26 protein-coding genes and 1 pseudogene are annotated in these 24,273 nt (G+C 65.8%); 21 read left to right on the top strand and 6 right to left on the bottom strand.

The window, feature by feature from the left end:
* The first annotated feature begins 15 nt into the window (after positions 1-15).
* The 7 genes from J1N60_RS19355 (at position 16) to J1N60_RS19325 (ending at position 8,863) form a co-directional block, all read left to right on the top strand.
* Positions 16-1,191 carry an acyl-CoA dehydrogenase family protein gene (locus tag J1N60_RS19355; protein WP_312909631.1) on the top strand — a complete coding sequence of 392 codons (1,176 nt, stop codon included), beginning with the start codon at positions 16-18 and terminating at the stop codon, positions 1,189-1,191.
* 141 nt (positions 1,192-1,332) lie between these two features.
* Complete coding sequence (gene aroC / locus J1N60_RS19350; protein ID WP_312909629.1) at positions 1,333-2,487, top strand: chorismate synthase; 1,155 nt, start codon at positions 1,333-1,335, stop codon at positions 2,485-2,487.
* A gap of 125 nt (positions 2,488-2,612) precedes the next feature.
* The gene (locus tag J1N60_RS19345) at positions 2,613-3,155 is read left to right on the top strand and encodes an NUDIX domain-containing protein (protein ID WP_312909627.1); all 543 of its coding nucleotides are present in this window, start codon (positions 2,613-2,615) and stop codon (positions 3,153-3,155) included.
* A 221-nt stretch (positions 3,156-3,376) separates the two neighbouring features.
* Positions 3,377-5,278, top strand: a complete 1,902-nt coding sequence (locus J1N60_RS19340) for a 2-oxoacid:acceptor oxidoreductase subunit alpha (protein WP_312909625.1) — start codon at positions 3,377-3,379, stop codon at positions 5,276-5,278.
* A gap of 2 nt (positions 5,279-5,280) precedes the next feature.
* Positions 5,281-6,213 (top strand): thiamine pyrophosphate-dependent enzyme, encoded by a 933-nt coding sequence (locus J1N60_RS19335; protein WP_312909623.1) that lies wholly within the window; start codon positions 5,281-5,283, stop codon positions 6,211-6,213.
* Positions 6,214-6,421: 208 nt separating this feature from the next.
* Entirely contained in the window at positions 6,422-8,248 is a 1,827-nt protein-coding gene (locus J1N60_RS19330; RefSeq protein WP_312909621.1) for a Rieske (2Fe-2S) protein, read from the top strand.
* Positions 8,249-8,356: 108 nt separating this feature from the next.
* Positions 8,357-8,863 (top strand): DUF367 family protein, encoded by a 507-nt coding sequence (locus J1N60_RS19325; protein WP_312909619.1) that lies wholly within the window; start codon positions 8,357-8,359, stop codon positions 8,861-8,863.
* 22 nt (positions 8,864-8,885) lie between these two features.
* Here J1N60_RS19325 and J1N60_RS19320 read toward each other — a convergent pair whose 3' ends face one another.
* A complete protein-coding gene (locus J1N60_RS19320; RefSeq protein WP_312909618.1) occupies positions 8,886-9,107 on the bottom strand; it encodes a hypothetical protein in 222 nt (73 codons plus the stop codon).
* A 138-nt stretch (positions 9,108-9,245) separates the two neighbouring features.
* On the opposite strand from J1N60_RS19320, the gene J1N60_RS19315 reads away from it, so the two are divergent.
* Positions 9,246-9,395 (top strand): 50S ribosomal protein L40e, encoded by a 150-nt coding sequence (locus tag J1N60_RS19315; RefSeq protein WP_253429994.1) that lies wholly within the window; start codon positions 9,246-9,248, stop codon positions 9,393-9,395.
* A gap of 245 nt (positions 9,396-9,640) precedes the next feature.
* On the opposite strand, the pseudogene J1N60_RS19310 reads toward J1N60_RS19315, so the two are convergent.
* Positions 9,641-10,256 (bottom strand): annotated as a pseudogene (locus J1N60_RS19310) (MBL fold metallo-hydrolase).
* 207 nt (positions 10,257-10,463) lie between these two features.
* Between J1N60_RS19310 and J1N60_RS19305 the strand changes: the two are divergent.
* From J1N60_RS19305 to J1N60_RS19290, 4 genes are all read left to right on the top strand, one after another.
* A complete protein-coding gene (locus J1N60_RS19305; protein WP_312909615.1) occupies positions 10,464-10,865 on the top strand; it encodes a hypothetical protein in 402 nt (133 codons plus the stop codon).
* Between the two features lie 73 nt (positions 10,866-10,938).
* The gene (locus tag J1N60_RS19300; RefSeq protein WP_312909614.1) at positions 10,939-11,112 is read left to right on the top strand and encodes a DUF5786 family protein; all 174 of its coding nucleotides are present in this window, start codon (positions 10,939-10,941) and stop codon (positions 11,110-11,112) included.
* Between the two features lie 33 nt (positions 11,113-11,145).
* Positions 11,146-11,772, top strand: a complete 627-nt coding sequence (locus J1N60_RS19295) for an endonuclease dU (protein WP_312912622.1) — start codon at positions 11,146-11,148, stop codon at positions 11,770-11,772.
* A gap of 101 nt (positions 11,773-11,873) precedes the next feature.
* The gene (locus J1N60_RS19290) at positions 11,874-12,878 is read left to right on the top strand and encodes an LLM class flavin-dependent oxidoreductase (protein WP_312909611.1); all 1,005 of its coding nucleotides are present in this window, start codon (positions 11,874-11,876) and stop codon (positions 12,876-12,878) included.
* Positions 12,879-12,984: 106 nt separating this feature from the next.
* On the opposite strand, the gene J1N60_RS19285 is transcribed toward J1N60_RS19290, so the two are convergent.
* Positions 12,985-13,449 (bottom strand): DUF7992 family protein, encoded by a 465-nt coding sequence (locus tag J1N60_RS19285; RefSeq protein WP_312909610.1) that lies wholly within the window; start codon positions 13,447-13,449, stop codon positions 12,985-12,987.
* A 107-nt stretch (positions 13,450-13,556) separates the two neighbouring features.
* Between J1N60_RS19285 and J1N60_RS19280 the strand changes: the two genes are divergently transcribed.
* Both J1N60_RS19280 and J1N60_RS19275 read left to right on the top strand, forming a co-directional pair.
* A complete protein-coding gene (locus tag J1N60_RS19280) occupies positions 13,557-14,345 on the top strand; it encodes an HAD-IIA family hydrolase (protein ID WP_312909609.1) in 789 nt (262 codons plus the stop codon).
* A 66-nt stretch (positions 14,346-14,411) separates the two neighbouring features.
* Entirely contained in the window at positions 14,412-15,470 is a 1,059-nt protein-coding gene (locus tag J1N60_RS19275; protein ID WP_312909607.1) for a S66 family peptidase, read from the top strand.
* Positions 15,471-15,538: 68 nt separating this feature from the next.
* Here the strand turns inward: J1N60_RS19275 and J1N60_RS19270 are convergent, their stop codons facing one another.
* Both J1N60_RS19270 and J1N60_RS19265 read right to left on the bottom strand, forming a co-directional pair.
* A complete protein-coding gene (locus J1N60_RS19270; protein ID WP_312909605.1) occupies positions 15,539-16,486 on the bottom strand; it encodes an NAD-dependent epimerase/dehydratase family protein in 948 nt (315 codons plus the stop codon).
* A 115-nt stretch (positions 16,487-16,601) separates the two neighbouring features.
* The gene (locus tag J1N60_RS19265) at positions 16,602-17,048 is read right to left on the bottom strand and encodes an acyl-CoA thioesterase (RefSeq protein ID WP_312909603.1); all 447 of its coding nucleotides are present in this window, start codon (positions 17,046-17,048) and stop codon (positions 16,602-16,604) included.
* A 123-nt stretch (positions 17,049-17,171) separates the two neighbouring features.
* Between J1N60_RS19265 and J1N60_RS19260 the strand changes: the two genes are divergently transcribed.
* From J1N60_RS19260 to purM, 7 genes are all read left to right on the top strand, one after another.
* Positions 17,172-17,417 (top strand): hypothetical protein, encoded by a 246-nt coding sequence (locus J1N60_RS19260; protein ID WP_312909601.1) that lies wholly within the window; start codon positions 17,172-17,174, stop codon positions 17,415-17,417.
* 106 nt (positions 17,418-17,523) lie between these two features.
* On the top strand, positions 17,524-19,299 hold the full coding sequence (locus J1N60_RS19255; RefSeq protein WP_312909599.1) for a TraB/GumN family protein: 1,776 nt from the start codon (positions 17,524-17,526) through the stop codon (positions 19,297-19,299).
* Positions 19,296-19,937, top strand: a complete 642-nt coding sequence (locus J1N60_RS19250; RefSeq protein ID WP_312909598.1) for a zinc metalloprotease — start codon at positions 19,296-19,298, stop codon at positions 19,935-19,937. The genes J1N60_RS19255 and J1N60_RS19250 overlap by 4 nt, the downstream gene beginning before the upstream one ends.
* 76 nt (positions 19,938-20,013) lie before the next feature.
* A complete protein-coding gene (locus J1N60_RS19245; RefSeq protein WP_312909596.1) occupies positions 20,014-20,712 on the top strand; it encodes a hypothetical protein in 699 nt (232 codons plus the stop codon).
* Positions 20,713-20,807: 95 nt separating this feature from the next.
* On the top strand, positions 20,808-21,725 hold the full coding sequence (locus J1N60_RS19240) for an acetamidase/formamidase family protein (RefSeq protein WP_312909595.1): 918 nt from the start codon (positions 20,808-20,810) through the stop codon (positions 21,723-21,725).
* 155 nt (positions 21,726-21,880) lie between these two features.
* Positions 21,881-22,225 carry a DUF7344 domain-containing protein gene (locus J1N60_RS19235; protein WP_312909593.1) on the top strand — a complete coding sequence of 115 codons (345 nt, stop codon included), beginning with the start codon at positions 21,881-21,883 and terminating at the stop codon, positions 22,223-22,225.
* A 166-nt stretch (positions 22,226-22,391) separates the two neighbouring features.
* On the top strand, positions 22,392-23,441 hold the full coding sequence (gene purM, locus J1N60_RS19230; protein WP_312909592.1) for a phosphoribosylformylglycinamidine cyclo-ligase: 1,050 nt from the start codon (positions 22,392-22,394) through the stop codon (positions 23,439-23,441).
* Positions 23,442-23,492: 51 nt separating this feature from the next.
* Here the strand turns inward: purM and J1N60_RS19225 are convergent, their stop codons facing one another.
* Positions 23,493-24,272, bottom strand: coding sequence for a DUF5803 family protein (locus tag J1N60_RS19225; RefSeq protein ID WP_312909591.1), 780 nt, complete (start codon positions 24,270-24,272; stop codon positions 23,493-23,495).
* Position 24,273 lies beyond the last annotated feature (1 nt).

Genomic DNA, 24,273 nt, shown 5'->3' with positions numbered 1-24,273 from the left:
CGCGGACGTACACCCATGCTCGATTACCTCTCCCTCGAGGCCGATCTCGAGGCGGAAGAACGCCTGATCCGCGATACTGCCCGCGAGTTCCTCGAAACAGAAGTTGCGCCCGATATCGGCGACCACTTCGAGAACGGGACCTTCCCCACCGATCTTATCCCGGAGATGGGCGAGATGGGCTTTTACGCTCCGAACCTCGAGGGGTACGGCTCCCCGAACGTCTCCGAGACCGCCTACGGACTGTTGATGCAGGAACTCGAGGCGTGCGACTCCGGGCTTCGGTCGATGGCCTCCGTCCAAGGCGCCCTGGTCATGTACCCGATCCACGCCTATGGGAGCGAAGCACAGAAAGAGGAGTGGCTCCCCAAACTCGGGGCCGGGGAAGCTGTCGGCTGTTTCGGCCTCACGGAGCCCGAACACGGCTCGAACCCCTCGGGCATGGAGACCCGCGCCGAGAAGGACGCCGACGGCTACGTGCTCAACGGCTCGAAGACCTGGATCACCAACTCCCCCATCGCGGACGTGGCGGTCGTCTGGGCGAAGGATCGCTCGAGCGACGAGACGGGCGGCGACGCGGTCCGCGGGTTCCTGGTCGAGACCGACCGAGACGGCGTCTCGACGAACAAGATCACCGAGAAGCTCTCCCTGCGGGCGTCGATCACGGGTGAGATCGGCCTGAACGACGTTCGCGTACCCGAGGAGAACGTCCTGCCGGGCGTCGAGGGCATGAAGGGACCGCTGTCGTGTCTGACCCAGGCCCGCTACGGCATCGCCTGGGGTGCCGTCGGCGCGGCGCGGGATTGCTTCGAGACCGCGCGCCGGTACGCGACCGACCGCGAGCAGTTCGGCGGGCCGATCGGTCGCTTCCAGCTTCAGCAAGACAAGTTAGCGGAGATGGCGACCCAGATTACGCTCGCACAGTTGCTCGCCTACCGGCTGGCCAAACTCAAGGAGCGGGGGGACCTGCGTCCGCAACACGTCTCGATGGCCAAGCGCAACAACGTCCGGATGGCCCGCGAGCAGTCGCGGGTGGCCCGCGAGATGCTCGGCGGGAACGGTATCACGACGGACTACTCGCCGATGCGCCACCTCGCGAACATGGAGACGGTCTACACCTACGAGGGGACTCACGACATCCACACGCTCGTGCTGGGCCACGACCTGACGGGGATTCCGGCGTACGACGGGTAACTCAAAACCCGAGGCTCGAGGCTCGAGCGCTCCGTATCACCGCTCTCGACCAACCGATCAGCTAGGCTGCAGCAACCATCGATATCGCCCCTTCTTGCACAATCCTGCACCGATAAGTACGCCCGTCACGGAGAGCCAGCCATGAACGGCAACCGCTTCGGTCGCCTCTTCCAGGTGACGACCTTCGGGGAGAGCCACGGCGAGGCGATGGGGTGTACGATCTCCGGCTGTCCCGCGGGCCTCGAGCTGACCGAGGACGACATTCAGGCGGACCTCGACCGGCGAAAACCCGGTCAGTCGATGATCACGACCAGCCGCGGCGAACCCGACTCGGTCTCGATTAAGTCCGGGATCCAGGACGGCTACACCACCGGAACGCCCATCGGCCTCGTCATCGAGAACAAGGACGCCCGCTCGGGGAAGTACGAACCCTTCATCACCGCACCACGCCCCTCCCACGGCGACTTCACCTACTCCGCGAAGTTCGGCACGCGCAACTGGGGCGGCGGCGGGCGCTCGTCCGCGCGCGAGACCGTGAACTGGGTCGCCGCCGGCGCGGTCGCGAAGAAACTGCTCGCACGCGAGGGGATCGAACTCAAGGCCCACGTCAACCAGATCGGGGACGTCGAGGCGCCCGAGGTCAGTTTCGAAGATCTGCTCGAGCACAGCGAGGAGAACGACGTGCGGTGTGCCCACCCCGAAACCGCCGCGGCGATGCAGGACCTGATCGAGGAGTACCAGGAGGCGGGCGACTCCATCGGCGGGAGCATCTACTTCGAGGCTCGAGGCGTCCCCGTCGGGCTTGGCGCCCCGCGGTTCGACTCCCTCTCCGCTCGGCTGGGCCAGGCGATGATGGCGATTCCGGCGACGACGGCCTTCGAGTTCGGGCTGGGTCGGGAGGCCCGCGAATATTCGGGGACGGAGCGAAACGACGACTGGGAGTTCGGCGACGACGGAAACCCGACGCCCGTCGAAAACGACCACGGCGGCATCCAGGGCGGTATCTCGAGCGGCGAACCAATCTACGGCGAGGTCACCCTCCACGCACCCACCTCGATTCCGTCGCCCCAGCAGACCGTCGACTGGGAGACCGGCGAGGTCGTCGAGGACGCCCAGGTCATCGGGCGTCACGACCCCGTGTTGCCGCCGCGTGGGGTACCGGTCGTCGAGGCGATGCTCGCGCTCACGCTCGTGGACTTCACGTTGCTCTCGGGCCGGATCAACCCCGACCGGGTAGATGGAACGCCCGGCGAGTATGACACCGACTACCACCCGAGCAATCCGCGCAACGAGTGACGCGTCCTGCGTCCGCCTTCGCTCACGTTTGCACTTGTACTTGCACTTGTACTCGTACTCGTCCTCGTTCATCGCCTATCACTCGAGCGAAATCGCTAACTGGCCGCCACCATCAGTATCGCGAGATGGTCGCTCCCGTCACCGAACGAACCAGGAGCCGAGTCGAGTCGTCGATTGCCGACCTGCGGGGCGAGTACGGCGAGTTCGACACGGTCGACAAGACGTGGGAGCATGCACTCGACCAGTATCGACGCCTGCGCGGGCGGGCCGAGGAGGGTGCACTCGGTGGCGCGGGCGTCTGGTTGACGAACGTCGACGGGGCGGTGCTGCTGGTACGGAACGAGGGAGACGAGGGCTGGGGAGACCCCGGCGGCAAGCGTGAAGCCGAGGAAACCTACCGAGAGGCCGGCCGTCGGGAACTTCGGGAAGAGACGGGCGTCGAGTGTGAGCTCACGGGGGTGCTTGAGGTGCACGTGATCGAACATCGTCCGATAGATGCCGATTATCCACCGATTTACGACCTGATCGTAATATTCGCCGGCGAATACGCCGGCGGCGAACTACGTGCTCGAGACGGCGAGATTGCTGACGTCGGCTGGTTCTCGGAGCCCCCGTCGACGGTTCTCTACGACGAAGTGGCGACCAGGGCGTTCGGGAGCGGGGCGTGATCAGCCGTTTCGCCTCGTAGTGGTCACCCTCGACCCTCGATATGACTGGTACCTGTCTACAATTTTAAACGCGTTTTCCGTACGTACAGCCGGAAATGGGCACGAAATCCTGCCCGGACCCTCATTCTTCACGAAAGTTTCTTGGTAATCTATAGCAAAGGCTTTAGGTTCGGTGGAGCAAAATTCCGCATACTGCTGGCCACCGAGGCCGCTTATCCACCATGAGCGACCATGAACTTATCTGGCGAATCGCAGGCGGTTCCGGAGACGGGATCGACTCGACGAGTCAGAACTTCGCGAAGGCCCTCATGCGGTCGGGCCTCGACGTATTTACCCACCGCCACTATCCGTCTCGGATTCGCGGTGGCCACACCTATGTCGAGATCCGCGCGGCGGGGCACAAGGTACAGTCTCGGGGGGACGGGTACAACTTCCTCCTCGCACTCGGTGACTCCTTCGCCCGGAACCCGAAGGAAGGCGCCTACTACGGCAACGAGGAGATCAAGCCCCTCTCGGAGAACCTGGACGAACTCAACGAGGGCGGGATCATCGTCTACGACTCGGGGCTGCTCTCTGAGGACGATGTTTCCGAACTCGACCTCGAGGAGCGTGCCGAGGAGAACGACTGGCACGTCTTCCCGATCGACCTTCGAGCGATGGCCAAAGAGCACGGCCGCGAGGTCATGCGCAACACGGCAGGCGTCGGCGTCACGGCGGCGCTGCTGGAGATGGACCTCGAGCACATCGAGGACCTGATGCGCGACGCCATGCCCGAGAAGATCCTCGAGCCGAACCTCGAGATCCTCCACGACGCCCACGACATGGTCACGGAGGAGTACGACTTCGAGCACGACCTCCGCATCCCGGAGGGCGACCACGAGGACGAGCAGGCGTTGCTCTCGGGCTCGAACGCCATCGCCTACGGTGCCATCGACTCCGGCTGCCGGTTCATTGCCGGCTACCCGATGACGCCGTGGACGGACGTCTTCACCATCATGTCCCAGAACCTGCCCGACATGGGCGGGATCTCCGAGCAGGTCGAAGACGAGATCGCGGCTGCGGCCCTCGCCGTGGGCGCGAGCCACGCCGGCGTGAAGGCCATGTCCGGCTCGTCCGGCGGCGGATTCGCTCTCATGAGCGAACCCCTCGGCCTCGCGGAGATGACCGAGACGCCGATCGTGTTGCTCGAGTCGATGCGGGCCGGCCCCTCGACGGGGATGCCCACCAAACCCGAGCAGGGCGACCTCGAGTTTACCCTCTACACGAGCCAGGGTGACTCCGCGCGCGTCGTCTTCGCACCTGGTAACATCGAGGAGGCCTACGAGCAGACGCGCCTGGCGTTCCACGTCGCCTACGAGTACCAGATCCCGACGATCATCATCTACGACCAGAAGCTGAGCGGGGAGAACGAGAACGTCGCCGTCAGCTTCCTCGACCGCGAGCCCGACCCGTCGCTGGGTTCGACGCTCACCGAGGACGAACTCGAGGATCTCCCGCACGACGAGTCCGGGAAGTTCCACCGGTTCCAGCATGACGTCGAAAACGGCGTCAGTCCGCGCTCGCTGCCCGGCCAGAAAGGCGGGCGCTTCCTGGCGACCGGGAACGAGCACACGCCAGCCGGCCACATCTCGGAGGACCCCGACAACCGCGTCTTCCAGATGGACCGCCGGCTCGAGAAGCTCGAGGCCATCCGCGCCGAACTCGACGAGGAACACGACTCGAACCAGACGTACGCGGGCGACGAGTCGGCCGACTTCGGTATCATCACCTGGGGATCGGCCCAGGGCGCCGTCCTCGAGGCGACCGAGCGCCTGAACGAGCAGGGTCACTCGGTCAAGGCCGTCGGCGTCTCCGACATGATGCCGTTCCCCGAGGCCGAACTCACCGAGTTCATCGAGAGCGTCGACCAGGCGATGGTCGTCGAGATGAACGCCACGGCCCAGTTCCGCGGCCTGATCCAGAAGGAACTCGGGCGCTACGGCGAGAAGCTGACCAGCCTGCTCAAGTACAACGGCAATCCGTTCGAACCCGCCGACATCGTCGAGGGCTACGAGCTCAACGTCGACGGCTCGGACGCAGAGCCGGACGCGCAGGTTCGAATCGAACCCGCTGCAGGTGACTGACTATGAGTGCATTCAACGCAATCGGCGACGAACGCGAGATCGACCGTGACGAGTTCACGCCCGGTCTCGAGCCCCAGCCGACCTGGTGTCCGGGATGTGGCGACTTCGGCGTCCTCAAGGCGCTGAAGCAGGCCCTCCCGGAGGTCGGACTCACCCCGGAGGAAGTCCTGACCGTCACCGGCATCGGCTGCTCGGGCAAGCTGAACAGCTACCTCGATACCTACGGGTTCCACACGATCCACGGCCGCTCGCTGCCGGTCGCCCGCGCGGCGAAACTGGCCAACGACGGCCTGACCGTGGTCGCCGCGGGCGGCGACGGCGACGGCTACGGGATCGGTGGCAACCACTTCATGCACACGGCTCGAGAGAACCACGACATGACCTACATCGTGTTCAACAACGAGGTCTTCGGCCTGACGAAGGGCCAGACCTCGCCGACGAGCCCGAAGGGCCACACGTCGAAGACGACGCCCCACGGCAACGCGAAGTCTCCGATCCGGCCTCTCTCATTGGCGCTGACCTCGGGTGCGACCTACATCGCCCGCACGGCAGCAGTCAACCCGAACCAGGCCAAAGAGATCATCAAGGAGGCCATCGAGCACGACGGCTTCGCGCACATCGACTTCCTGACCCAGTGTCCGACCTGGAACAAGGACGCCCGACAGTACGTCCCGTACGTCGACGTCCAGGAGTCCGACGACTACGACTTCGACATTCACGACCGCAAGGAGGCCCAGGAGATGATGTTCGAGACCGAAAACGCGCTCTACGATGGCACCGTCCTCACCGGGCGGTACTTCGTCGACGAGCGTCCGTCCTACCAGCAACAGAAGAAGGAACTGGGCGAGATGCCCGAGGAGCCGCTCGCGGAGCGGTACTTCGACGACGACGCCGAGTGGGAGCGCAGCTACGACCTGCTCGAGCGACACAAGTAACCCCGTTCGAATCCGATCCCAATTCGGTTTTTCGCGCCTTCGAATCCGTTTTCGTCGGTGGCCGATCGAGATTCGACCCTCGACCCTCGACCCTTGACCCTCGAGTCTCGCCGCGTTCTCTTTTCACCACGAGACCCGTTTCTGCCGCTCGACGTGCTTAAATTGATTTCAGGGAACGCCTTTAGGACTCCTCATCCATCGTTCTCGTATGTCATCCGACAGTGAATCGGGGTTCGTCGAGGCGGTCTCCCTCGAGAACCTGCGAGAGAACGGTCGCGAACTGCTCTCGAAGAACGGCACGGCCATCGCCCTCTTCTACCACGAGGGCGAGGTCCGGGCGGTCGACAATCGCTGTCCGCACATGGGCTTTCCCCTCGCGGAGGGAACCGTCGACGACGGCATCCTGACCTGCCACTGGCACCACGCCCGGTTCGAACTCTCCTGTGGGGACACGTTCGATCCGTGGGCCGACGACGTCCGCACGTACCCGACGGAGGTCCGCGACGGCACCGTCTACGTCGACCCGAACCCCCCGCTCGAGACCTCGCCGGCCGAACACTGGGCAAAGAGGTTGGAAACGGGGCTCGAGGAGAACCTGCGGCTGGTGACCGCCAAGTCGACCATCGGCCTGCTGGACGCCAACGTGGAGTACACGGAACCGATGGCGACGACGCTCGAGTTCGCCACGCGGTACCGGGACTTGGGCTGGTCCTCCGGAGCCACCATTCTTGGTTGCATGGCGAACGTGATGGACGACCTCGAACCCGAGGACCGAAAGCGCGCGCTCTACACCGGCGTTCGCCACGTCGCGAGCGACTGCGCGGGCGAACCACCCAAGTTCGACCAGCCCTCGTTCTCGACGAGCGAGGTGTCCCTTGAACGCCTCAAAGACTGGTTCCGCGAGTGCGTCGAGGTGCGTGATGCCGACGGCGCCGAGCGCTGTCTGCGGACGGCCGTCGCGGCCGGCCACGCTGAATCCGAGGTCGCCGAAATCGTCTTCGCCGCCGCCACGGACCACCCCTACCTCACGACCGGCCACGTGCTGGACTTCGCCAACACGGCCTTCGAGTCCCTCGAGCACGTCGGCTGGGACCTCGCGGGGGACGTCCTCGCGTCGCTGGTCGAGCCGCTGGTGACTGCCACCCGGAGCGACGAGTCCTCGGCGTGGCGACAGCCGGTCGACCTCGTGGCCCTGCTCGAGGAGGTCTACGGCGGCGACGTGGGCGAGACGAGCGGCCTCGAGGCGCTGGCCGCGGAGGGTGCGGACGCTCGCGAGGCAGGCGAGTGGGAAGCGCCGGCCGATCTCGAGGCCACGTTGCTGGGTGACGACCCCGAAGCCATCGTCGACGCACTGGCCGACGCCGTCGCCGACGGCGCGACGACCGAGGACCTCGCGGCAGTCGTCACGCGAGCGGCCACGACGCGGGTCGCCCAGTTCGGCGTCGCCAACGAGTTCACCGACTGGAACACGGTCCACCACACCTTCACCTACGCCAACGCCGTCCACCAGACGACCCGCCGGACCGACGCCGTCGAACTGTACCGCGGCGTGTTCGACGCTGCGATGAGCGTCTACCTCGATCGATTCCTCAACACGCCGCCCGCGCCGGTACCGGAGCCGGGCGACAACGAGACCGGACGAGAGCCGGACGTGATCCTCGAGGCCCTCCTCGAGACGTTCGACCGCGAGGGCGAGGTCGACGAGGCGGGTCGACTCGTCGCCGAGTTCTTCGATTGTGGCGGCGACCCCGACGACCTGAAGGAGACGCTCGGCCGCGGGCTCCTCCGCGAGGACGCCGGCTTCCACACGCTCCAGAACGTCGAGGCGGCGTTCCGACAGTTCGACCTGCTCGCGAGGGAGGGAGCGGCCGATGCGGGGACTGGTGAATCGCCGGTTGACGAGCGTACGCGACGGATGCCGCTGCTCGCAACGGCGCGGTACATGGCCGCCCACTTCCCGACGAACCGCGAGGCCGAGCAGACGTTCCGGATTGCCTCGCGGCTGAATCGTGGGGAGGCGATCCACGAAGCCTGAGCTCGGTCGTCGGCTCGAGGCAGGTTCCGTCTCTGGTACCATCCTCCGAACGAGATCGGGAACGCAGAGATCGACCTCCTTTTGGTCCCCTCGCTCCTCTCTCGAGGCGTGGAGTGTCACGTCTACTACGAGGGCGACGACGACCCGAAGAAGTGCACGGCCCGGCGCCTCGAGCGCTTCGACCGGGCGATCCTCCATCGCTCGATGCGGGCCGTCCCCTACGGGGTCGTGCTCAACCCCCACGCCGAGCGGGCGCTCTCGCCGGCGGACGCCGACGACGCCCTCGACACGCTCGTGGCGCTCGACTGCTCGTGGGAGTCCGCCGAGCAGGCCGCGTTCTCGATGTCGGGCGTCCACCGGGCGCTCCCCTTCCTGGTCGCCGCTAACCCCGTCAACTACGGCCGCCCGTTCCGGCTGACGACCGTGGAGGCGCTCGCCGCGGCGCTCCGCATCTTCGGCCACGAGGAAGCCGCTGCCGACCTGCTCGAGCCGTTTCGCTGGGGTGAAACGTTCCTGACGCTCAACGAGGAACCGCTGCGGCGGTACGCCGGGTGTGCGGACTCGAGCGAAGTCGTCGCCGTGCAGGCGGACTATCTGGCAGACGAGGACACGTGAGTCGGTTTCTCTCCCGGATCCATCAGCTCTCGGTCGAGCCCCGATACCCGACGAGCACCAGCAACAGGACGCCGACCCCGCAGAGAACCAGCGGCGGGATGGCGACGACGCCGAGTGCCACGCCGTCCTGTCTGGCGAGCAGCACACCGACGCCGAGTCCCGAGAGGACGAAGCCCACGCCCATTGCCTGGATGCCCCGGTGGACCAGCATCGCTCGCATCGAAGTCACCCTGTCGTCGCTCACGCTCGGCGAAAGGGTCGAACCGGTTGTAAGCGTACCGTTCGACGGTTCGAGTTCCGTGCGGCTCGAGGTTCGCGTCCCGTGGTCGTATCTCGAAGGAGGGATCACAGCCGTTATATGGCCCTCTGGCTAACGACCGGTATGGCCAGTTTCGACGCCGCGGAAAAACGGACGCTCGAGAAGATGATCTGCATGCGCTGTAACGCCCGCAACTCCCAGCGAGCGACGCGCTGTCGCAAGTGCGGCTACAAGAACCTCCGCCCGAAGGCGAAGGAAGCCCGCGCGGCCTGATCGATCCGGCGTCTCTTCTCTCCACTCGAGGTCGGTCGCGTAGCGATAGCGCCGTCAGGCGTTAGTAACTGTAGCGATCGTTTCGTCCGTCCGAGGTCACGGCCCCTCTGCTGGTTACAGAGGAAGGTGGTTCGCAACGACGTGGAATTGCCGCGGTATCGCTATCCGAACAGTGCGTCTAATATCGTATTTGTAGTTACTATATAGACCATAGCAACTACAATAACTATACTAATGATGCCGGATTACTGCTCGTCGGGATACTTCGGCTCTCGCTTCTCCGCCCGCTCGAGCGCCGTCTCGATAACGTCCCTGATGTCCCCGTGGAACACCTCGCCGTGACCGGCGTACAGGTTGCTCGACGCCCTCGGGAAGCCGATCGAGCAGGTGCTGAAGGCTCTCGATGAGCGTCTCCCGTGACTGTCCTGGCATATCGGTCCGTCCGAAACTGCCGTAGTCGAACGCGCCATCGTCGTGGACGACGACGTCGCCGCTGAACAGGGTCGTCGCCGAGACCAGCGAGACGTGATCGTCGGCGTGGCCCGGCGTGTACACCACCTCGAAGTCCTCGTCGCCGATCCGAACTGTCTCGCCGGCCTCGAGCGCCTCGGTCCGGAGCGGGTGATCCGCGTACGCGTACACCGCGGGGTCGAACGCGTCGACGACGGCCTCGAGTTCGGCCACGTGGTCGCCGTGCTGGTGGGTCAGGACGACGGCCTCGAGGGCGTCGGTGTGTTCGCGGATAGCGTCGACGACGCCGTCCATCGCGCCGGCGTCGACGAGCGTGGTTCGTCCGTCGGTGACCAGGAACGCGTTGCAGGTGAACGTATCGGCCTCCTCGGTGACGTGGTGGACGTCCATATACGAACGAATCCGCGCCGACGACCAAAACGCTGGCCCTCGAGCGAGCACCCGATCCAGTGGGCGTCGACCGATTCTGAGGGCCGTCGAGTGCTGTTCAGGACGCTCGAGGACGAGTCTGCTCCCGTCACTTTTCGCTCTCGTGACCGGTCAGCGTTGGTTCGATTAGGTCGTCCGCTTAAGTAGGATCAGATCGAACGTGTTGGCATGACAATGGTTCGATTCGAGAACGGCACGGACACGATACGGAAGTGGGACGACGTCTTCGAAACCCTCTCGGCCGAACCGCGACGTCAGCTCATCGTTTCGCTCATGGATGTCTCGCCAGACGAGACGGTTCCGCTCCCGGAACGGGCGATCAATCCGGACGTCCCCGAAGACCCCGAGATGCTCCGGATGGAACTCTACCACCGCCATCTTCCCTTCCTGGCCGACCGGGGGTTCGTCGAGTGGGAGTCGGACCCATTGGTCGCCTCCCGCGGTCCGCGGTTCGAAGAGGTGGCTGTGGTGTTCGAGGCGCTCTACGCCCACGCCGACGAACTCCCCGAGTCGCTGGTCCTGGGCTGTCAGCGACTGGAAGAGGAACGACAGGCGCTGGTCAGTAACTGACGGCCTCGAGTCGGCGAACGTATCGACGTGGTGCCAGTATTCTTATTTGGCTTCGGCCTGTAGTTTACCGCGTATGGGGTTCGGAAGCTACGACGAGTCCGAACAACGAGACGTCGATACGGATTTTGACGAGGACGACGCGGTGAAGTCGGACGAAACCAACCACCAGGGGAGTATCGAATTCGAAAACGGCGCCTCGAGCGAGGAACTGCTCGATCGGCTCAAAGACATCAAAGATCGCAACTAGCGCGTCGGTTCACAGAGCGGGACCGCGATGAACCTGAAACCCGGGACGCGAGCGCTCGGTGTCGCCGAGTCGTACCGGCCCGGGGCTGACCAGAGCACGCTCGCCGGCGCCGTCGTCCGCGCCGACCGCGTGCTCGACGGCGCGATTTTCGACCGGTGTACCGTCGGCGGCCTCGATGCGACCGAGGCGATCGTCTCGCTCGTCACCAGTCTCGATCGCCCCGACGTTCGCGTCTGTTTCGTCGGCGCGGTCGCTCCCGCCTGGTACAACCTGCTCGACCTCGAGACGATCCACGATCGGACGAGCGTTCCCGTCGTCGCGGTCACCTTCGAGGAGAGCGACGGTCTCGAGTCGGGCATCCGCGAGGCGTTTTCCGGCGAGGCGCTCGAGACGCGCCTCGAGCGGTATCGGTCGCTCCCGCCGAGGCGATCGGTTCGTCTCGAGGGTGAGACGGGTTCGGACTCGGCAGGTTCAGAGGAGATGAGTTCAGACGGAGCGGAGACCGTCTACGTTCGCGCAGTCGGCCTCGACATGGACCGGGCTGCGTCGTTCGTCCGGGCGTTCACGCCAGAAGGTGGTCGCCCGGAGCCGATTCGCGTCGCGCGTACGCTGGCTCGAGCGGGCGACGCGTATCGCCACGAGCGAGGCGGTCACGAGTAGCCGTCGATCGCCATTTGTCCGTCGTGTGTCGGTCGTCGTGCATCGTGTATAGACGCCGTCGTGTAGAAACGACTTTACCTCCCTCGGGCAATTTTCACACCATGCAACTCGGCACCGGGCTGTTCACGTGCCAGCAGCGGCCGGACGACGACCGCTCGATGAGCGAACTCTACGACGAGGTCCTCGAGCTTGGCCGGGCCATCGACGACGTCGGCCTCGATAGCGCGTGGGTCTCGGAACACCACTTCGCCGAGGACGGCTACCTCTCGGCGACGATGCCCACCCTGGGCGCGCTCGCCGCCGCAACCGAGAACGTCGAGATCGGGACCTGCATCGCGCTCGCGCCGCTGTACGACGGCGTGCGCCTCGCAGAGGACGCCGCGACCGTCGACCTGCTCTCGGGCGGGCGGATGACCCTCGGACTCGCCATCGGCTCCAATCCCCGGGAGTTCGACGCCTTCGGTGTTCCCCGCGAGGAACGGGTCGAGCGCCTGGCCGACCAGGTCGACCTCTGCCGGGCCGCCTGGTCCGAAGGCCCGCTCGAATACGACGCGCAGTTTCACGACGTCTCCCACGACGTGACCGTCACGCCAAAACCCGATGGTGACGTCCCGATCATGCTGGGCGGAAAGGCCAAGCCGGCCGTCAGGCGGGCCGCACGGACCGCCGACGCCTGGTGTGCGCCCTCGTCGCTCTCGCTTCGGGGCCTCGAGAAGCGCGTCGAGGACATTCGAAACGTACGCGAGGAGGAAGGACTGGACGACGACTTCGGCATCTACGTCATCAAGCACGGCTTCGTCGGCGATTCCCGCGAGGCGGCCTGGGAGGCCATGCGAGACGGCTACCTCTACATCCAGCGACGCTACGCCGAGATTTTCTCCGGCGAGCCCGTCGAGGAACTCCCCGCAGAGCGCAAGCAAGAACTGAAGGAGCAGGCGATTTTCGGCACGCCCGAACAGGTCACCGACGAGCTCGAGACCTATCGGGAAGTGCTGGGTGACGACATCCACGTCATCTTCCGAACGTACCACCCGGGCACCGACACCGAGGCCATGCGCGAGTGCATCTATCGGCTGGGCGAGGAAGTCGCGCCCGAACTCCGCTGACGCCTTCTGGACGCTTCTAGCGCGGTTTATGTAGCTCGCGGTTACTGTTCCTTGCGGTCACTGTTTCTCGGTGTTCCTCAGAGCTGTGAGTGGCTGACTCGTGCGTCTAGAAGTCCGGCAAGTCCTCCGGTGGCTCGTACTCGGCTTCCCAGTCGATGTACTCGTCCTTGAGGAGCTCACAGACCAGTTGCCCGAACTCCGTGAGCTCGGCATTGATCGAGGAGACGGTCCCCCAGGAGTCGAGTTTCGGGTGATACTCCTTTTCCTGCCAGTCCTCGGGAATGCCCGGTGCGTGGTAGCCGACGCGGTCGGCGAAGTCGTCCCAGAAGAAGTCGAATTGCGAGAACAGGCCGAGGTCGGTCGCGATCTCGAACGCTCGCGGCTCGAGGTCGGCGTCCTCGCGCCAGGCGTCGAAGGCCTCCTCCCAGGCGCCCTCCTCGAGGAACGCCTGGAGTTCCTCGCGGCGGTAGTCGATGTCGTCGGGTTCGCCGACGACGGTCGCGTCCTCGTACTCGTTGGGGTCGACGTAGGAGAGTTCGGGCGGATCCGGGGGCTCGACCTCGAGTGTCATGGCAGGTGGTACGGCCGGGGTGTGAATAAGGATTGGTACAGCCATCTCGTGCCGGCGCGAACGCTGCGACCCGAAGGCTCAACACGCTCGCGCGCCAGATGCCGGCCATGACGCGCTACGAGGCGGTGATCCTCGACGTCGACGGAACCCTCGTCCGCGGCGACCGACTGCTGCCGGGCGCGGCCGCGGGCATCCGGGCGATCGACGACGCCGGCTGCGACCGCCTGCTGTTCTCGAACAACCCGACCCGCGGGGCGGCCCACTACGAGGAGCGACTGTCGGCGCACGACCTCGCCGTCGATCCGCGTCGCGTGCTCACGTCCGGAACCGTCGCCGCCGAGTTCCTCGCGGACGCCCACCCGGAGACGTCCGTCTTCGTCGTCGGGGAGTCACGACTCGAGGCCCTGCTCGAGGCGGCCTCGCTCGCCGTGACCGACGACCCACGGGAGGCGGCCGTCGTCCTTGGGTCGATCGACCGCGACCTGACCTACGACGACCTCGGCGACGCGCTGACGGCGCTCGAGTCCGCCGACGCGTTCTACGGGACGGACCCGGACGTGACGATCCCGACCGACGGGGGAATGGTTCCCGGGTCGGGGACGATCATCGCTGCGATGGAGGCCGTTGCGGAGCGCGAGGTCGACGGCATCCTCGGCAAGCCCTCGGAAATCGCGGCCGACGCCGCGTTCGAGCGCCTGGGCCTCGAGGGTGGCCCGGAGCGAACCCTCGTCGTCGGCGACCGGTTGAATACGGACATCGAACTCGGCGTGCGGGCCGGGACGGATACCGCGCTGGTGACGACTGGCGTGGCGAGTCGCGCCGACGTCGCGGCCGCCGACCTGGAGCCGACGTACGTTCTCGATTCGCTGGCGGAACTCGAGGACCTGCTCGGCTGACCCGGACCGTGCTATCGCCTCGCAAACCTGGCATAGTTTCTTGAGCCGACCGGCACAGTCACACCTATGGACGATCAGGAGTTCGTCACGCCACCGCCACTCGAGCGCGGAAGCCGGATCGCCGTCGTCGCTCCGGCGTCGAATCCCGCGCTCGAGGCACCTCACGTCTACGAACTGGGACTCGAGCGCCTGCGAACCGTCTTCGACCTCGAGCCGGTCGAGTATCCGACCACGGAGATGGGCCGGGAGGAACTCTACGAGAACCCCGAAGCCCGGGCTCGAGACGTAATGGATGCCTTCGCGGACCCCGACGTCGACGGGGTGATCGCCGTCATCGGCGGCAACGACCAGATCCGGATGCTCTCACACCTCGAGCCGGACGTCCTCCGTGAGAACCCAACGCGATTCTACGGCTACAGCGACAACACCAATCTCGCGACGTACCTGTGGAACCTCGGAATCGTCTCGTTCTACGGTCCCGCGGTGATGGTCGAACTGGCGATGGACGGCGAGCTGTTCGATCACACCATCGAGTACGCCGAGCGGGCGTTCTTCGAGGACTCGATCGGGACGGTCGAACCGGCCAAGCGATTCACCGACCAGCCCGGAAACTGGGCCGATCCCGAGGCTCTCGAGGAGCCACGTGAGACGGAAGCGAGCGACGGCTGGCACTGGTCTGGCGGGACCGACGCCGTCGCCGGACGGGTCTGGGGCGGCTGTCTCGAGATCATCGACCAGCAGTTCCTCGCGGACCGGTACCTGCCCGGGGACGCCGCGCTCGAGGGGACGGTGCTCGCCCTCGAAACGTCCGAGGAGGTCCCCGTCCCCGAGTGGGTCGCCGGCGTGTTGCGCGCATTGGGTGAACGCGGTCTGCTCGAGCGCTTCGCGGGCGTGCTCGTCGGTCGACCGGCGTCCCGGTCACACCAGCAGGATCGGCCGCCCGAGTGGCGCGAAACCTACCGGGAGCAACAGCGCGAGGTGGTCGCGGACGTCCTCGCGGAGTACAACCCCGACGCGCCGGTGGTGCAGGGCCTCGAGTTCGGCCATGCATGGCCGACAGTGCCGATCCCGATCGGTGGACGGGTCGAGATCGATCCCACCGAAGCAACGATTCGGTTTCCGTAGGTCCGAGACAGGGGCGGGGAGGGACGGGGAGGGAGGCGAACTCGAGTCCGGCGGATCGCCCTCGATCGTCAGGGCCACCGAAGGTCCCCGACGCCGAACGGCTTCAGACGGGGAAGGCCTGCCGCGATTCGTTCAGGCGTAACTGGCCGGGTCGGCCGCAGTGCGTCAGGCAGGGGATCGCACACGCCCTCCGGCGCCGGCTCAGTCGCCTCTTCGGCGAGCATTCGGACGCCGGCGGTCGTCACGATGGGCGTTTCGAGCGCTCGTTCCTGGACCCAGGACAGGGCAATCTGCGCGTGAACCGGCGCGGGAACGATCAGGGGCGAGCGCCCGATCACGTCGCCGACGCGGTTCACGAGGTCGGTTACCGTCAGCTCCTCCGGGCCCGTGACGGCGACCGTCGTCTCCGAGAGCCGGTCCTCGAGGATCGACGCCGCCAGTACGTCGACGAGGTCCTCGATCGCGACCGGCCGAATCCGACGCGCTCTGAGCCCGACCCGCGGGAACACCGGAACGGTCGCGAGCGAGCGGGCGATTCCCCATAGCATCCGATCCCCCGGTCCGTAGACCACGCCGGGTTTGACGACCGTGTACTCGAGTCCCGACCGGCGGACAATCCGTTCAGCTTCCCACTTCGACTCGTGGTACGCGCACCCGCAGTCCGGACGTGCGCGCAGGTAGCTCGTGAGGACGAGCGTCGAGACGCCCGCGTCGGTCGCCGCCTCGACGACGTTCCTCGTCCCGTCGACGTGGACGGCCTCGTACGTCTGTGCCCTGCGCTCGTGATTGATTCCGGCGAGGTGGACCACGGCCTCGCAGTCGACGAACGCCTCACGTAGCGTCCGCTCGTCGGTCACGGCGGCTGGGACGAATTCGACGTTCTCACGCTCGAGCAGGTCGACGTTGGGCTCGTCGACCCCTCGAGCGATCAGCACGAGGTCGTGCCCGTCGTCGCCGAGGCGTCGAGCCAAGTGCGATCCCACGAATCCGGTGCCACCCGTGATCGCGATTCTCATCGTCGGGTCCGACGACGCTCGTCGGGTTAGTAGCGTCGGTCGCGTTCCATCGGTCGGACGGCGGACAGTCCGGTACTGACGTCCCACTGTAGACGCGGCCCGTGTCACCGAGCGCTCAGCGATCGCCGGTATCGTACTCCAGCGCCTCCCGACGTAACTCGTCGCCGCGCTCGGATTCGACCGTCAGGTCCGGAACCGGCGTTGGCTTGCCGTCATCGTCGACGGCGACGAACGTGAAGACCGACTCGGTCGTCTTCTCTCGCTCGCCCGTTCGGAGGTCCTCGCGGTAGGTCCGAAGTCGCGTCTTGATGCTCGTCCGACCGGCCTCGAAGACGTACGCCGAGATGAACGCCACGTCGCCGACCTGGATCGGCCGCTCGAAGTTCATTCGGTCGACCCGGGCCGTGACGCAGGTCTCGCCCGAAAACCGCATCGCCGACATCGCGCCGATCTCGTCCATCCAGAGCATGACGTTCCCCCCGTGGGCCGTCTCGAGGTTGTTCGAGTGATTCGGCTGGACCATCTCGCGGTTTTCGATCAGCGTCTCGAGGAGCGCGGTCATCGCTGCTGGCTTCTCCGTCCGGGAATCAGTGTCTTTCGGTCGGTTTCGATCACCTGCGACGCGCCTCGAGTATCAACACCAGCACTTATCACGGTGGCCTGCGGACTCGGGACGAACGAACCGATGGGTGCCCGAGACAGCGGTAGAGATAGAGACAGCTACAGAACCCTACGCCGATGGCTGGGGGTTCCCGGTCAGGTACTCGTCGGCGGCCTCGTTCTCGCCACCATGCTCGGCCTCGCGTGGCTCGCCGCGCGGTCGATCGACGGCCTGACGTTCCGCCTGGCGGGAATCGTCGTGCTCGGCCTCGTCCTCTCCGCGCTGCTCCTCGAGGTGGCCGCGCTAACCGGTGGTCGTCGACGACGGTGATCGGGCGCTCGTATCCGGAGCCGGTATCGGATCGTCCGCCTACCGCTCGAGGAACATTTCGTTACCCTTCGATACTGGTAAAAGCCGTGAGCGAGTTACCCCGACAATGAGCGATGCAGGTGATGCGACCGTTCCGGACCCACCCGAACCGCCGGAACGGGGTCGTGGCTCGATCCACGTTCTCGGGACGGCCCACGTCTCCCAGCGGAGCGTCGACGACGTCCACGAGACGATCGACCGCGAGGACCCCGACGTCGTCGCCGTCGAACTCGACGAGGGGCGGTACCGCCAGATGCAGGGCGGCACGCCCGACGACATCGAAGCGAAGGACCTCCTGAGCGGCAACACCGTCTTCCAGTTTCTGGCCTACTGGATGCTCTCGTACGTCCAGTCTCGCCTCGGCGAACAGTTCGACGTCGAACCCGGCGCCGACATGCAGGCGGCCATCGAGGCGGCCGAGCGCAACGGCCACGGCGTCGCCCTCGTCGACCGGGACATTCAGGTGACGATTCAGCGGTTCTGGGCACGGCTCACCGCCACCGAGAAGCTCAAGATGGTCGGCGGGCTCGCCCTCGGGGTCACCGATCCCCGGACGCTTTCGGTCGCCTTCGGCGGGGTGTTCGGCCTCGCCCTTGGGCTCCTCTTCGGAACCCTGTTCGCCACCACGGCCGGCCTCGAGAGCGCACTCGGCCTCGGAATTACGAATCCGACGATGCTTCAGTACGTGGGCGCGCTCGGCATCGGGCTGATCGGCGGGCTCTTCGTCGGGTTGCTCTTTCTCCCGTCGCTCGAGCACGCAGACGAGTACACCGGTCGCTTGCTCAGCGGCTCTTCGCTCCGGGTGGTTACGGGTGCCGTGCTCGGCGTCGTCGGAATGGGGGTACTGGTCGCGACCGAGACGTTCGTCGGCCCGTTCGACGCCGGTGCGCTCGAGGCGGCCGGGGACTTCGCTATCCGTGGCCTCGTCAGCGGACTCGCCGGACTCGGGATCGGCGTCGCCATCGGCGCGGCCATCGGTCTCTTGCTCGAAGCGCTCACGTCGGACGTCGAGAACATCGAGGAGATCGACATCGAGGAGATGACCGACGGGGACGTCGTCGCCGCCATGATGGAGGAGTTCCGCCGGTTCAGTCCGAGGGGGGCCAACGCGCTGATCGACGAGCGAGACGCCTTCATCGCTCACAAACTCCACACGCTCAGAGGGCAGGGTTACGACGTCGTCGCCGTCGTCGGCGCCGGCCACAAAGCCGGCATCGAACGCTACCTCGCGGCGCCCGAGACCCTGCCGGCTATGGAGTCGATCACGGGAACGGCATCCAGTCGCCGGTTCTCGATCTTCAAGGTCATCGGCTACCTCGTGATGATCGCCTTCGTCAGCTTCTTCTTCCTCCTGTTGATGGCCGGCGTCCGGGACGTCTTCTTGCTCAAGGTGTTCCTCGCGTGGTTCCTGTTCAACGGCGTCTTCGCGTTCACGCTGGCTCGCCTGGCCGGTGCGCGCTGGACCAGCGCCGGCGTCGGTGGCGCCATCGCCTGGCTCACGAGCATCAACCCGCTCCTGGCTCCCGGCTGGTTCGCCGGCTACGTCGAGCTCCGGTACCGGCCGGTGAACGTCACGGACATCAGGACGCTCAACACCATCATCGGCGACACGTCGAAACCCATCACGGAGTCCATCGAGGAGATGTTCGACGTGCCGCTGTTCCGACTCATCATGATCGTCGCACTGACGAACGTCGGGAGCATGATCGCGACGTTCCTCTTCCCCCTGGTCGTCTTACCGTGGCTGGCCGGCGGTGAACTCGGCGGGGTCGACGCGTTGATGAACGAACTCATCAGGGGCGCCCAGAACAGTCTCGAGTTGATCTACGAGGTCCTCTCGTGAGCTACGAGCGACCCTCCCCGCTCACCTTCAGTGATCGGGAACTGTTCGACCTGGCGCTCGCGTGGATCGTCCTGAGCGTCGCGTTCGCCCTCCTGCTCGCCCCCATTCACCTCGGACGGGCTTCGCCCGGCCACTTTGCGACGATGATCGCGCTGAGCTTCGTCACCGTCGGCGTCGCGTTCCTCTTGCACGAACTCGCTCACAAGGTCGTCGCGGTTCGCTTCGGCCAGGTTGCGGCGTTTCGGGCCGACTACCAGATGCTCTTTCTCGCGATCATGAGCGCGCTGATCGGCTTCCTCTTCGCCGCGCCGGGCGCCGTCTACCACCGGGGACAGATTACCTATCGCGAGAACGGGCTGATCTCCGTCGCCGGCCCGGTGACGAACCTGATTCTCGCCGGCCTCTTCTTGCCGGTGCTCGTCGGGACGCGGGTGCTCGAGGGACCGGCGCTCCTCCAGCAGATCGGACACATGGGCGTCGTGATCAACCTGTTCCTGGCCGCGTTCAACATGATCCCCTTTGGGCCGCTCGACGGCAAGTCCGTCCTCGAGTGGAGCAAGCCCGTCTTCGCGGTGACGTTCGCGACGTGTGCCGGCCTGCTCGCGCTGTTTTACCTCGAGTTCGGCCTCCCGTTCTGACGATCCGTTCTTCCAAGCTAAAACGACGATTTTAGCCTTCATCGGCTTTTTCACCGCTGTTTTCGTACGAACGGGTATGAACAGGCGAGCAATACTGGCTGCACTCGGTGCCACGACGGCGGCCGCGGCGGGCTGTCTGGCCGACGAAGCTAGACCCTCGAGTGTGAACGACAGAAACGGCGCTGAAAACGGTGAGAACGGTGACGACGGTGGAACTGACGGCGGTGGTGGGGACGAGAGCCGCGTCCTCGAGGCGTTCGACGGCGAACCGACCCGGCCCGAGTGCGACGTCGAGTCGGAGACGGTCGAGGTAGAGTACGGGGACGACCGCGAGGAGCACGAGACGGCCGAAACGATCCCCTACCCCGTCATGCCGGAGGGATTCGACGAAGAGGCGGTGATCGACTATCTCATCGCGTTCGATGAAGCGTACCTCACTCACGACCTGCTGTGTGACCGATCCGGTTCGGGTCGAATCCTCCGCATCGGTCACAGCGTTCGGGAACGTGAGACCTTCGACTGGCACGAGGGAGTCACGACCGTCTTCTTGCTGCGTGCGGCCGGCGCGACAGCGGGCGTCTCCGATGACGGAGCGGTCTGGGAGGCCGACATCGGATTCAGCGCGGTCGTCTACGCCATCGACAGGGGTGGCGTCGCGAGGGCGGAGTTTCATGACGCCGCGGCCCTCGAACGGGACGAGCGTGAGGCCACGGCGCCGGATCCTCTCGAGGACGGGACGCTGGTGGCGACGTTCGAGGGTGGGGTGATGTTCTGAGCACTCGAGGGCCACCTCATCGAACTGGAATGGTCGACGGCCGCGAACGACCACGCGGTTTGATGGCCGGGGCATCCCTTCTTTGTACTCGAGCCATGACCGATATCGATACCGACCACACGATCAGCTACGAGGACGGCAAACTCTACGAATTCACTCCCGACCTCGAGCCGGCGATCACCGTCGAGTCGGGCGATCGCCTGACCGTCGAGACGGCCGACAGCCTCGAGGGCGCGATCCAGGATGATTCGGACGTCCTCAAGGCGGTCCCCGAGGAGGTGAACGCGGCGACGGGTCCCATCGCGGTCGACGGAGCCTCGCCAGGGGACGTACTCCGGGTCGAGATCGAGGAAATTCGCATCGCGGAGGACGCGGGCCGGGTCGTCACCATCGACGGCTTCGGGTTGCTCGACAGTCACGAGAACGTCGAGTCGCCGCGGTCGAAGATGACGCCGGTCGACGGCGATACTCTCGCCTTTGGGAACCTCGAGGTGCCGCTCGCGCCGGTGATCGGAACCATCGGCGTCGCCACCGCCGAGGACGGCTACAGCACGCTCGTGCCCCACGACCACGGCGGCAACCTCGATACGACCGATATTACGGCCGGCAACGCGGTCTACTTCCCCGTCTTCCAGGAGGGCGCCATGCTCGCGATGGGCGACTGCAAGGCTGCGATGGCCGACGGCGAAATGTGCGGGACGGGTTCGGAGATCGCCACCGAAATCGACGTCACCCTCGAGGTGCTCTCCGACCCTGCAACGAGCCTCGAGCGCCCGCTGGTCGAGACGAGCGACGCCTGGAAGCCCATCGCGAGCGCCGAGACGCTCGAGGCGGCCTGCGAACTCGCGAACCAGGACGCCATCGCGTTGCTCGCCGCCGAGCACGACTTCGACGACACCGAGGCGTACATGTTCTCGAGCCTGGTCGGCGGCCTCGAGATCAGCCAGGTGGTCGACCCGCTGGTCACGGTTCGGAACGCGATTCCGAAGGCCTACCTCTCGAGTCCGTTTTGAGCGGGTAGCGACTCGAGCGGGCGGGAGTGGAGGCGGTTCGCTGTCGTTGCCGTCGCGTGTTTCGTCGTCGACAGTGTCTGACTGCGGCCTTTTGTCGACGTATCTGCATGGTTAGGCGCAGTTTTCACCTCGATACTCGAGAAGGGGCTGGTACGATGTCGAAGACACGACCGACGGTTCGCAATCAGGAGGTCGCACACCGGATACTCGCGAATCCACGACGACGACGGCTCCTCACGACACTCACGGAACGAGGGCAGGATACAGTCGAGGGCCTCGCCGAGGCGGTTGCGAGACGGGAGTGCCTGCCGGACGACGCCGAGGACCGTCGACGCGCTCGACGGGACGTTCACGTTTCGCTCGTCCACGTGCATCTGCCAATGCTAGCGGATCACGGGCTCGTCGAGTACGACAGGGGCGAGGGCGACGTAGTTTTACTCGAGGGAGCGGAGTCCCTCGCGTTCGAGGGGGTCATCGAACTGGCTGTCGGTGAGGCCTGACCTCTCGAGCGGCTAGATCGAACTGCCGCACTCGACACTACCGCACTCGACGCCACCAAACGCGAGTCGCCGAACGCGACACTGTCGGTCGGTGTGGCATCTGTCGGCTCGCCCACTCCGACGCTGGACCGGTGACCTTTTGGCCTCGCCCCGTGCTCTCTCGAGCATGACCAACGAGGCGAACGAGGTGGGGGGTGGTTCCGGCGGTGGCGACGGGGACGGCGACGACAGCGGCGACGGTAACGGTGAGCCGGAGGAACTCACCTACGCCGAGACGGGCGTCGACATCGACGCCAGCGAGGACGCCACGGCCGCGCTCCTCGAGGCGTTCGGGAGCGGTATAACGACCGAGTACGCCGGCCTGCTCGACATCGGTGACCGCTACCTCGCGCTGGCGACCGACGGGGTCGGCACCAAGCTCCTCGTCGCCGAGGCCATCGAAGACTTCTCGACCATCGGTATCGACTGCATCGCGATGAACGTCAACGACCTCGTCGCCGCGGGCGTCGAACCGGTCGCGTTCGTCGACTACCTCGCGGTCGACGAACCCGACGACGACCTCACCGCCGAAATCGGCGAGGGGCTGGCGACCGGTCTCGAGGAGGCGAACCTCACCCTCCTCGGCGGCGAAACCGCGGTCATGCCCGAGGTCGTCACCGGCTTCGACCTCGCCGGAACCTGCGCCGGTCTCGCGCTCAAAGATGAAATTCTCGATGAAGACGCCGAAGCAGGCGACGTCCTCGTCGGCTTCCCCTCGAACGGCATCCACTCGAACGGCCTCACGCTCGCCCGCGAGGCCGTGACCCGGAACCACGATTACGGTGACACCTTTCCGCTGAACCCCGAGGTCACTATCGGCGAGGAACTGCTTCGACCGACCCGTCTGTACACGCACTTGCTCGAGCCGATGCGACGCCACAACGTTCGAGCCGCCGCACACGTCACGGGCGGCGGGTGGACGAACCTGCTCCGAATGGGCGAGAACCGGTACGTGATCGAGGAGCCTCTGCCGGCCCAGCCGATCTTCGAGTTCGTCGCCGAGGAGGGGAACGTCGCCGACGAGGAGATGCACCGCACGTTCAACATGGGGACCGGCTTCGTGGTGGCTCTGGACGAGTCAGACGCCGAGGCGCTCGTCGACGAGACCGACGGGGCGGTCATCGGGCGCGTCGAGGACGGCGACACGGTCGAGATCCGCGGTCTGTCGTTATCCTGAGCGTCACGCCTCGAGAGCTGTCTGTATTCACTGTATTCAGCCTCGAGCCGCCTACATCCCCGGTGGCGGCCCCTTTCCCGAGTCGTCTTCGAGCTCGACGTCGAGGCCCATCGACTTCCGTTTCTCTTCGAGGGCCTTGATCTTCCGGTAGTAGTAGGCGACGCCAGCACCACCGACGGTGACGACCACGAGGACGACGCCGGCGAAGATGAAGACGTCCCGTCCCAGGTAGTACCGGATCGAGATCGAGCTATCGACGTGCTCCCACCGGAGATGCTCCCGGTCGTCGACGACCTCCCGTTCGTGCCCGCCCGGGTTCACCGACCCGAAGAGGTAGTTCGTCGATCGATATCCGGCAGGGAGGATGACCTCGTAAGACCCGTCGACGTACGCCGGCAGGTAGAACTGACGCTGGCTCGCGGGACCGGTGAACGCCAGCGTCCCGTTGCCGTCCGGAACCCGGATGTCGGTGCTCGAGCGGTCCTGATCGACCTCGAGTTCGGAGCCGGTGAGTTCGGTGCCGTTCGGGTACCAGTAGCGGACGGCCCGAACCTCGAGTGGCTCCTCGCGGTAGAGCGTCGACCGGTATAGCGACACGTGTTCGGTGTCGTTCAGGTCGTAGACGGCGCGGAACTCCCCGTCACTGATGAACGATCCGCTCTCGACGTCGATGGCGACGTCCGCCTCGCGGTCCCGGAGGTCGTCGTACGACTGGGACTCGTCGAGGGTCTCGTCGGAGATGCCGCCGAAGAGCATCGTACACCCGGCGATCGTCGTGAGCAGAGCCACGGCGAGCGTTGCGAGGACGAGGCGGCGGGTGACAGCTGCCATA

Origin of the sequence: Natronosalvus caseinilyticus, assembly GCF_017357105.1 — an archaeon.
Taxonomy (GTDB): domain Archaea; phylum Halobacteriota; class Halobacteria; order Halobacteriales; family Natrialbaceae; genus Natronosalvus; species Natronosalvus caseinilyticus.
The sequence above is the reverse complement of the archived record's forward strand: the minus strand, read 5'-3'. Positions and strand labels throughout refer to the sequence as shown.